The organism is Corallococcus sp. CA047B (genome assembly GCF_003612065.1).
GTDB lineage: Bacteria > Myxococcota > Myxococcia > Myxococcales > Myxococcaceae > Corallococcus > Corallococcus praedator.
In genome coordinates this window covers 1-6,225 of record NZ_RAWD01000025.1, presented here as the reverse complement: position 1 = coordinate 6,225, position 6,225 = coordinate 1, and the positions used below count along the sequence as shown (strand labels likewise).

The window sequence follows — 6,225 nt, the reverse complement described above, 5'->3', positions numbered from 1 at the left end:
GGGAGCGGAGACGCGGGCGCTTCGGGGGGAGCCCGCACCTGCCCGGACGATACCTCAAGACCTCGCCGCGCCCGCGAACCCGGCCGCGGGCGGGAGTCCCTTCAGTAGCTGCCGCCAATCTGGAGCGTTCCCTGGTAGCGGCCGTCTCCGGCGCCCAGGTCCTGCGCCCTCGAGAAGTCCTGCCCGAACAGGAAGCTGTAGCTGCCGCGCACCTCCGCCGTGAGCCGGGGTCTGAGCTGGTAGCGCAGACCCAGGCCTACAGGTGCGTAGCCACCCGTGTCGTCGAGGAACTGGAAGAAGTTCCCCGAGCGCACCGAGTAGCGCTCCACGCCGATGCCCGCGAGCGCGAACGGCTGGAGCCGCTTGGAGGTGAAGCCCAGCGTGACGCCCGCCTGCGCGCCGTTGCGCACGATGTCCGGGTTGCCGATGGAAGGACTCTCCGACACGGCGAGGTTGCTGGCGCCGCCGCTGTAGCCCACCTCCAGGCCCAGGAAGTCGTTGGGGCGGTAGCCGACGATGACGCCGTAGGACGGACCCGGATCCAGGTTGGGCGCGAGCTTCCCCGTGTAGCCCTCCACCCCTAGTCCCAGCAGGAAGTAGGGGCCCTTCCACTCCACCTGTCGCGACCGCACGGGCGCGTCATCCGGAGGTGCCTGGGCCCCCGCGGCTCCGCCCGTCAATCCCACCAGGCAGAGCCCCAATCCGATGCCTCGCTTCATGACGGCTCCCTTCCTCTGTTGGCTGCGCGTCTTCAAGCTGGCCTCCCAGGGATGGGCGGACAACGAACGGACAGGCGCTGCCCTGAAGGCCCACGTCACCCTGGCGGACCGGGCATCCGTCGCCACCTCGCGAGCCCCCGCCTGCCGCCCTGCTTCCACCTGTGACGCGCCCCGCGGAACTTCCACCTTGAGCGGTGGTCCGCGCGATGTCCCCCAACGCGCATCCATCCCAGGAGCGAAAGCAATGAACGACACCGGCACCCCACATGTCCCGGTTCACGAACCCCCCGACACCGACCTGAAGGCCCGCGCCTGTCGCGTGCTCGAACACCTGGACGCCGTGCTGCCAGACGTGGACGCGTTCTACGGCGACCTGCACGAATACCCGGAGCTGTCCGGGCAGGAAGCCCACACGGCGGCGGAGGTGGCCCGAAGGCTGGAGGCCGAGGGCTACGAGGTGAGCCGGGACATCGGCGGCCACGGCGTGGTGGGGCGGCTGCGCAACGGGGAGGGCCCCATGGTGCTGTTGCGCGGCGACATGGACGCGCTGCCCGTGGAGGAGAAGACAGGGCTGCCGTACGCGAGCCAGGTGAAGACGGAGGACGGCGAGCCGGTGATGCACGCGTGCGGCCACGACGTCCACACCGCGTGCCTCGTGGGCACGGCGGCGCTGATGGCGCGCTCGCGCGACGCGTGGCGCGGCACGGTGCTGGTGGTGGGACAGCCCGCGGAAGAGACCGCGAAGGGCGCGAAGGCGATGCTGGAGGACGGGCTGTATGCGCGCTTCGGCACGCCGGACGCAGTGCTGGGGCAGCACACCGCGCCGCTGCCGGTGGGCGCGCTCATGCACCGCGAGGGGGTGACGATGATGGGCTCCGCGAGCGTGCGCATCCGCCTCTTCGGCAGGGGGGCGCACGGCGCGCAGCCCGAGCTGTCGGTGGATCCGGTGGTGCTGGGGGCCTGCGTGGTGCTGCGCCTGCAGACCATCGTGTCGCGCGAGCTGTCCCCGCTGGAGGCGGCGGTGGTCACGGTGGGGCGCTTCCAGGCGGGCACGCGCGCCAACGTGATTCCGGACGAAGCGCTGCTGGAGGTGACGGTGCGCACGGAGGACGAAGCGGTGCAGGCCCGCGTCCTCGCCGCCATCGAGCGCATCGTGAAGGGCGAGGCCCTGGCCTCGGGCTCACCGAAGCCTCCGGAGGTGGAGGTGGAGCTGAGCACGCCGGTGAACCGCAATGATCCGGCGCTGCTCCGGAAGGTCCAGGCCGCGCACGCGGAGTGGTTCGGACAGGCCGCGCTGGTGCCGGGCGTGCTCGTCACCGCGAGCGAGGACTTCCCCTTCTTCGCGCAGGGGCCGGAGCGCCCGGTGCCCACGGCGTACTGGTACGTGGGCATCACGCCGCTGAAGACCTGGGCGGAGGCTCCGGGCACGACCCCGATGGAGAAGGTGGCGCACGTGCCGGGGCCGCATTCGCCCTTCTATGCGCCGGACCGGGCGGGCTCGCTGCGCAAGGGCTGTGAGTCGCTGACCGTGGCGGCGCTGGCCTGCCTGCACGGCGGCACGACGCCCACCGACCACTGAGCCAAGGAGGGGAGGGGCGACGGGGGCGCTGGCCTGGAGGGTTCCTGTCGCTTGCCCCGGACGCAAGTGCGTCCACCTTGAATGACGGACGACACTTCCGGAGGAACCCCCAATGAAGCTTCCGCTCATGGCCGCGCTGACCGCACTCCTGCTGGGAGGCTGTGCCCACGAGGGGGCCTCCCACGCATCGAAGGAAGCCAGTGGCACCGGAGGGTCGGGTTCAGAAGCGCAGCGCATGGAGCCCGCGGTGGGGGCCAGTGACGAGCTGTCCTGGGACGCGGAGGCGTCCCCGCGCACGCAGGCGATGTTGCGCGACCACGGGATGAACTTCTACGGAGACTCCGACTCCGAAGTGGCCGTGGGAGGCTCTGGCAGCTCCGGTCAAACCCAGGCGTCGTCGGACGAATACGAGTGCGTGGACGCCGACCCGGTGGGCACGGGCGGTTCGGGTGAATCCGCCACGGACCCGGTGGGTGCGACGCCCCTGATTCCGCTCGTCGCGCCGCAGAACCCCGGGGCGCGGTTCGACATCACCCCGGACGCCTGGAAGAAGAACAAGGCCATCGGCACCAGCCCCGTGTCGCCGTCCACGGGCACGCCCGCGGTGGAGGGCAGTGGCGGCGCGAGCGGCCGATAGGCGACCTTCTCAGCCCTGCTGCTTCACGAGCCGGGTGAGCTCCCGGTCGAGCGTGGCGGCGAACTGCTGGCGGTCCTGCTGCGAGAAGCTGCTGGGGCCGCCGGTGGTGACGCCGCTGTCGCGCAGGTCCTGCATGAAGTTGCGGACCGACAGCCGCTCGTCGATGTTCTCCGGCGTGAACAGCTCTCCGCGCGGATCCATCACCACCACGCCCTTGGGCACGAGCAGCGCGGCCAGGGGGATGTCCTGGGTGACGGCAAGGTCCCCCGGCTGCGCGGAGGTGGCGATGTGCCGGTCCGCCACGTCCAGCCCCGCGCCCACCTGCACCGTGGAGACATAGGCCAGTCGCGGCAGCGCCAGCGGCTTGTTCGCCACGAAGACGATGGGGACCTTCAGGCGCTGGACGGCGCGCAGGAGGATGTCCCGCACGGGGCCAGGGCATGCATCGGCATCAACCCAGATTTGCATGGGGCCCATCCTCGTTGATTCCACGGCGGGATTCGAACACCCAAGACGGGGAGCGGTCGGATTCGCTAGAAGTCACCGCGTGCCGACCCCCTCCGCATCGCCCCGTCGTGACTTCGCGGCCTCGCCGCTCGCGCTCTGGCTGATGTGTCTGGCCCTGTTCGTCATCTATTCGATGAGCCAGGTGCGGATGCAGACGGACTCGCTGTGGTCCATTCCCTCGGCGGCCAGCATCCTCCACGAAGGCAACACCGACCTGGACGAGTTCCGGCCCACGTTCTTTCCCGGCACCGCCTATGCGCGCAACGAGGCCGGCGGCCACACGTACTACGTGTACCCGCCGGGCGTGGTGGTCTCCGCGCTCCCGTTCGTGGCCGCCGCCGAAGGGCTCTTCTCCCTGATGCGGCCGGTGCTGCCCCACCTGGGGGAGTTCGGTGCCGGCGCGCTGTCGTGGTTGGAGTTGTTCCGGCGCACCGGCTCGGTGGACCTGGGGGCCTACAACCGCACCGAACAGCTCATCGCCTCGTTCTACGTCTGCGCGGCGGCGGCGGTGCTCCTCATCGCGCTGCGCAAGCGGGTGTCCCCGGGCGCGGCGCTCGTCACCGTGCTGCTCTTCGGGCTGGGCACCACGGCGTACTCCACCGCGAGCCGGGTGCTCTGGCAGCACGGGCCCGGTCTGCTCGCCATCGCCTGCATCATCCTGCTGCTCGTCCGGCCCGCGCAGACCGCGCGCTCCGCGTTCCTCCTGGGCCTCAGCGTCGCGCTCGCCTACGTCTGCCGGCCCACGCACTCCATCAGCGTCATCGTCGTCACCGGGTTCATGGTCCTGAAGTACCGGCGCCAGCTGCCGGCCTACTTCGCGGGCGCGGTGCTCGTGGCGATTCCCTTCTGCGCCTACAACCTGTCCGTCTACGGCGCGCTGCTGTCGCCCTACTACCGGCACTCGTTGGATCCGCTCGCCAGCCGGTTCTTCATGGCCCTGGCCGCCAACCTCGTGAGCCCCTCGCGCGGCCTGTTCGCCTTCTCGCCGTTCCTCGTGCTGGGCGTCGTGGGCTTCGTCCAGCAGTGGCGCCGCGGGAGCCTGGAGGCCTACGAGGTCGTCTTCGCCGTCATCCTGGTCCTGCACTGGGTGGCCATCTCCTCCTTCGCCATCTGGTGGGCCGGGCACTCCATTGGTCCGCGCTTCTTCACCGACGCGCTGCCCTTCCTCGTCTACTTCCTCGCGTACCCCGTGCAGAGCGTGCTGGAGGCCCCGTCGCGGCACCGCGTCCTCGCGGGCGTGCTCGCCGTGACGGCCGTGTTCAGCGTCGTCGTCCACTGGCGCGCTTCCACCTCCTATGACGTCCACGCCTGGAACTCCTTGCCGTCGGACGTGGATCGCGACCCCTCGCGCGTCTGGGATTGGAAGGATGCGCAGTTCCTGCGCGCCATCCCCGCCCGCTATCGGTGAGGGTGACTCAAGGAGGGCAGGGGCTCCGTCGCCCGCCTGCTGGAAGAGGCAGCTGCCGCGTGCGCTGGGCTGGTTCAGCGTGGGGTTGGGCATCACGGAGCTTCTGGGAGCGAAGCCGCTGCTGCGGTTCCTTGGCTTCTCGCAAGGGCACCGGTTGATGCGCGGGTACGGTGTTCGTGAGCTCGCCGCGGGCATGGCCCTGCTGGGTCCGGCGCGCAAGCGTCCGTGGCTCTGGGCCCGGGTGGCGGGGGACGCCATGGACCTGGCCACGCTGGGCTACGGCCTCCGTGAACCGGGCGCGCGCAAGGGCCGCCTGCTGGCCGCCACCGGCGCCGTCGCGGGAGTCACGCTGCTGGACATCTACGCCGCCGCGCGCGCGTAGGCCCGGGCGGGATGTGCGATAGGTTTCCTCCCCTGACCGCCGCGCGCGGTGTTCCTCGCGGCGAAGAAGGAAGCCCGTGCGTCCCGTCCTGCTCTGCCTGCTGCTGCCCGCGCTCGCCACCGCCGCCGCCCCCAGGGCGGAAGACCCCTTCACCTTCCAGGGCGTGGAGCGCGTCGTCGCCGTCGCGGATGTCCACGGCGACGTGGAGGCCTTCAAGGAGGTGCTCCGGCTGGCGGGCCTCATCGACGCGAAGGACCGCTGGGTTGGGGGCAAGGCGCACCTCGTGCAGACCGGCGACCTGCCCGACCGGGGCGACCGCACCCGCGACGCCTTCGAACTGCTCATGCGCCTGGAGACCGAGGCCCGCAAGGCCGGCGGCCGCGTGCACGCGCTGCTGGGCAACCACGAGTGCATGAACATGCGCGGAGACCTGCGCTACGTCACGCCGGGCGAGCTGGCCTCCTTCGCGGACCAGTCGCCCACCGTGGACGGCCCGGGCGAAGCGAAGGGACTCCACGGCCACGCCGCCGCCTACGCCCCGGACGGACGCTACGGACAATGGCTGCGCAGCCATCCCGCCGTCATCCGCGTCAACGACACGCTCTTCATGCACGGGGGCCTCTCCCCCAGCGTCCCGGGCGCGACGCTGGACGCCGTCAACCGCTGGGTGTGGCAGGACCTGACGCCGGGCCAGCCGCCGGGTGGCGCCGTGGATCCGAACGGCCCGGTGTGGTTCCGCGGCTACGCGCTGGACGAGGAAGCGAAGTGGGACGCGGGCCTCACCCAGGTGCTGGAGCGCTTCGGCGCCCGCCGCATGGTGATGGGCCACACCCCCTCCAAGGACGGCCGCCTCACCGTGCGCTTCGCAGGCCGCGTCATCGTCATCGACACCGGGCTCAGCACCCACTACGGCCGCCACCTGGCCGCGCTGGAGCTGCGCGGGGACCGCCTCACCGCCCTCTACCCGGAGGGCCGCGTGCCCCTGCTCCCCAT

General features: G+C 71.2%; 7 protein-coding genes. 5 read left to right on the top strand and 2 right to left on the bottom strand.

Going from position 1 to position 6,225, the window contains the following annotated elements:
• Positions 1-101: 101 nt before the first annotated feature.
• Positions 102-719: an outer membrane beta-barrel protein gene (locus D7X74_RS06775; RefSeq protein ID WP_120532098.1), complete on the bottom strand. Its 618-nt coding sequence runs from the start codon at positions 717-719 to the stop codon at positions 102-104.
• 244 nt (positions 720-963) lie between these two features.
• Between D7X74_RS06775 and D7X74_RS06770 the strand changes: the two genes are divergently transcribed.
• A complete protein-coding gene (locus tag D7X74_RS06770) occupies positions 964-2,298 on the top strand; it encodes an amidohydrolase (protein ID WP_120532097.1) in 1,335 nt (444 codons plus the stop codon).
• Between the two features lie 112 nt (positions 2,299-2,410).
• On the top strand, positions 2,411-2,935 hold the full coding sequence (locus D7X74_RS06765) for a hypothetical protein (protein ID WP_120532096.1): 525 nt from the start codon (positions 2,411-2,413) through the stop codon (positions 2,933-2,935).
• Between the two features lie 9 nt (positions 2,936-2,944).
• Here D7X74_RS06765 and D7X74_RS06760 read toward each other — a convergent pair whose 3' ends face one another.
• The gene (locus D7X74_RS06760) at positions 2,945-3,403 is read right to left on the bottom strand and encodes a YaiI/YqxD family protein (protein ID WP_120532116.1); all 459 of its coding nucleotides are present in this window, start codon (positions 3,401-3,403) and stop codon (positions 2,945-2,947) included.
• 79 nt (positions 3,404-3,482) lie between these two features.
• On the opposite strand from D7X74_RS06760, the gene D7X74_RS06755 reads away from it, so the two are divergent.
• The 3 genes from D7X74_RS06755 to D7X74_RS06745 form a co-directional block, all read left to right on the top strand.
• Positions 3,483-4,850, top strand: coding sequence for a hypothetical protein (locus D7X74_RS06755; protein WP_120532095.1), 1,368 nt, complete (start codon positions 3,483-3,485; stop codon positions 4,848-4,850).
• Positions 4,851-4,929: 79 nt separating this feature from the next.
• The gene (locus D7X74_RS06750) at positions 4,930-5,232 is read left to right on the top strand and encodes a hypothetical protein (RefSeq protein ID WP_199741781.1); all 303 of its coding nucleotides are present in this window, start codon (positions 4,930-4,932) and stop codon (positions 5,230-5,232) included.
• A gap of 76 nt (positions 5,233-5,308) precedes the next feature.
• The coding region (locus tag D7X74_RS06745) for a metallophosphoesterase (protein WP_120532094.1) at positions 5,309-6,225 on the top strand (917 nt) is incomplete at its 3' end.

Coding starts and splice junctions, on each gene's coding strand:
- D7X74_RS06775 (WP_120532098.1), bottom strand. CDS start 719: ATGAAGCGAGGCATCGGATTGGGGCTCTGCCTGGTGGGATTGACGGGC.
- D7X74_RS06770 (WP_120532097.1), top strand. CDS start 964: ATGAACGACACCGGCACCCCACATGTCCCGGTTCACGAACCCCCCGAC.
- D7X74_RS06765 (WP_120532096.1), top strand. CDS start 2,411: ATGAAGCTTCCGCTCATGGCCGCGCTGACCGCACTCCTGCTGGGAGGC.
- D7X74_RS06760 (WP_120532116.1), bottom strand. CDS start 3,403: ATGCAAATCTGGGTTGATGCCGATGCATGCCCTGGCCCCGTGCGGGAC.